The sequence below is a fragment of the Aeromicrobium sp. genome, from assembly GCF_049586495.1.
In the GTDB taxonomy this organism is placed as follows: Bacteria; Actinomycetota; Actinomycetes; order Propionibacteriales; family Nocardioidaceae; genus Aeromicrobium.
Genome location: NZ_JBAVCB010000228.1, coordinates 1 through 3,136, shown reverse-complemented (window position 1 = coordinate 3,136; position 3,136 = coordinate 1). Strand labels below are relative to the sequence as shown.

Sequence of the window (3,136 nt, the reverse complement as noted above, 5' to 3'; positions counted from 1 at the left end):
AGGAGTACCTGGGCACCATCACGCAGCTGCTGGCCATCCGCAAGGGCCGCATGGAGCAGATGATCAACCACGGCACCGGCTGGGTTCGCATGGAGTTCCTCGTACCGGCCCGAGGCCTGATCGGCTTCCGCACCGAGTTTCTCACCGACACTCGCGGTACCGGCATCGCGCATCACATCTCCGAAGGCTACGAGCCGTGGTTCGGCGAGATCTCGACCCGCCCGTCTGGGTCGCTGGTTGCCGATCGCGCCGGCGCGGTCACGTCATTCGCGATGACCAACCTGCAGGAGCGCGGCGTGCTGTTCGTCGATCCCGCCACCGAGGTCTACGAGGGCATGATCATCGGCGAGAACTCCCGTGATGACGACATGGACGTCAACATCACCAAGGAGAAGAAGCAGACCAACATCCGGTCGGCGACGTCGGACAACTTCGAGAAGGTCATTCCTCCCAAGAAGCTGTCGCTCGAGCAGTGTCTGGAGTTCTGCCGCGAGGACGAGTGCGTCGAGGTCACCCCGGGCAACGTCCGCATCCGCAAGGTGATCCTGGACGCGTCGGCTCGCAACCGCGCGGCTCGCTCCAAGAAGTAGTCGAGGCGCAGGCCGGGGCGGATCTGGCGGACAATAGCGGTCATGACCGATCTGTCCGTCCTCCTCCTGGCTGCCCTCGGGGCGGGCCTCGCCGCGTCCTTGGTTCGGCTGCCGCCTCTGGTGGGGTTTCTGGTGGCTGGCTTCGCGCTCAACGCGGCCGGCGTCTCGCCGCTCGAGGGCCTCGACGTCGTCGCTGATCTCGGTGTCGCCCTGCTGCTGTTCGGGGTCGGCCTCACGCTCGACGTCCGGGTGCTCGCCCGGCGCGAGGTCTGGTCGACCAGCCTAATCCACTTGGGCGTCACGTCGGCGCTGATCTGGGCGTATCTCAGCCTGATCGCCCTGATCGCAGCGAGCCTCCTGATAGAGACCGACTGGCAGTCGTTGCTGGTCGTCGGTTTCGCGTTGTCGTTCTCCAGCACCGTTCTGGTGATCAAGGTGCTCGACGATCGCAATGCCACGGGATCGCGCTTTGGTCGCACCGCGGTCGGTGTGCTGATCATTCAGGACCTCGTGGCCGTCGCCTTCCTCACCGTGGCCCGAGGCGAGGCTCCCTCGCCGTGGGCGGCTCTCCTGCTGCTCCTCCTTCCAGCGGCGTGGGTGGCTCGCAAAGTTCTACGCCGGTTGCGGCACGACGAGCTGGTGCCGCTGTTCGGTGTGGCGCTGGCCCTGGGGCCCGGCTACGCCTTGTTCGAGCAGGCCGGGCTCAAGGGCGACCTCGGTGCTCTGATCGTCGGACTGCTGATCGCGTCCGAACCGCGCTCCGCCGAGCTGTCCAAGCGACTGTTCTCGGTCAAGGAGCTGCTCCTGGTGGGCTTCTTCTTGTCGATCGGCTTCACCGGACTGCCCTCGGTCGAGGACATCGTGCTCGCGGCGCTGCTGCTGCTGCTGATCCCGCTCAAGTCGCTCGGGTTCGTGGCACTCCTGTGGTGGCACGGCATGCGGCATCGCACCTCGGTGCAGGCCGGCGCGGTCCTTGGCAACTACTCCGAGTTCGGGCTGATCGTCGCGGTCGTTGGCGCGTCATCGGACCTGCTGGACCCGGACTGGCTCGTGGTGCTGGCCACGGCGGTGGCAGCCGGATTCCTCGTGTCGACGCTGGTGAACACGCAGATGTCCCGACTGGTCGCCCTGGCCGAGCGACGACTGCCGCAGCAGAGCCGCGAGCAGCTGCACCCCGGCGAACGCGCGATCGACCTTGCGCACGCCGACGCCGTGGTGCTCGGCATGGGACGGATCGGGCAGGCCGCCTATCGGCAGCTGGAGAACGAGTACGGACTGCGCGTGATCGGGATCGAGGCGCGGGAGGATCGCGCCGCACAGCTGCGCAGCGATGACTTCGAGGTGATTGAAGGCGACGCTCTTGACCCCGATCTATGGCACCAGCTGACCCAGACCGGCGAGCTGGACCTCGCGATCCTCGCCATGCCCTTCCACGGGGCCAACGTTGCGGCGATGCGGCTGCTGGAGGGGCAGGACTTCACCGGCACGATCGCCGCAGTGGCGCAGCGCGATCGCGAAGTGGACGACATGCACGGGCGAGCGCACTCGGTGTTCGGCCTGTACAGCGGCGCTGGCACCTCGCTGGCCGATGGAGCGGCCGAGGCGGCCGGTCTGTCCCGGCGGACGGACGACGCCTGAGGGCATCAGTCTGTAGGCTGCCATGATGGCTGGGACCGCACCAAACTCGAAGCGGGGGCGGGGGACCTACGATCCACTGATCGATCAGCTGCAGGCTCTGCGCGCAGCCGCCGGCGATCTGTCGTACGCCGAGATCGCTCGACGGGTCACGGCGCAGCGCTCAGCACGTGGTCTCGACTCGTTCACCGCCGCGGTTGCCCGCACCACCGTCTACGACGTGCTGCAGCGAGGACGGGCTCGGCCCGATCTGACACTTCTGCACGAGGTCGGGTCGGTGCTCGGCGCCGACGACGCACAGGTCGACGAGTGGATCGCGGCATGCCGCGGTCCGGCGGATCCGCCGACCGCCATCACGACCGGCCGCGCGGTCTTGATCCTCATGCTTGGCTGCGTCGTGTTCAACCTCGTCGGTCGCGTTGGTGTCGAGCTGCTCTCCCTGCCGGTCCACCTGGACATGTGGGGGACGGCCATCGCGGCGATCGCTCTGGGACCCTGGCGCGGAGCTCTCGTGGGTGCGACGACCAACATCGCCGGCATGGCCATCAGCGGCGCGGACTCGGCGCCCTTCCTGCTGGTCAACGTGGCTGGCGCTCTGGTCTGGGGGTACGGGATCGCCACGTTCGGGATGGGTCGGACGCTGCCGAGATTCTTCTCGCTGAATCTGGTGGTCGCCGCAGTCTGCTCGGTCGTCGCGGTGCCCATCGTGGTGTTCGCCTTCGGCGGTTCCGTCGGCCACGACCAAGACGACATGACGAGAACCTTCCTGGCCTTGACACATGAACTGGTCGTCGCGGTCGGCCTGTCGAACGTGGTGACGTCGATCGGCGACAAGGTGATCAGCGGCTTCGTCGCCCTGGTCGTCATCTTGGCGCTGCCAGTCGGCCTGCGCAACCGCGACAAGCTCACCC

2 protein-coding genes and 1 pseudogene are annotated in these 3,136 nt (G+C 67.3%); all 3 read left to right on the top strand.

Features of this window, described 5'->3' with window-relative positions:
• Positions 1-590 (top strand): annotated as a pseudogene (locus tag WB508_RS11965) (translational GTPase TypA); the annotation flags it as partial.
• A gap of 42 nt (positions 591-632) precedes the next feature.
• Positions 633-2,228 (top strand): cation:proton antiporter, encoded by a 1,596-nt coding sequence (locus WB508_RS11960; protein WP_423845108.1) that lies wholly within the window; start codon positions 633-635, stop codon positions 2,226-2,228.
• Between the two features lie 25 nt (positions 2,229-2,253).
• Positions 2,254-3,136: hypothetical protein (locus WB508_RS11955; protein ID WP_423845107.1), on the top strand; the 883-nt coding region annotated here is incomplete at its 3' end.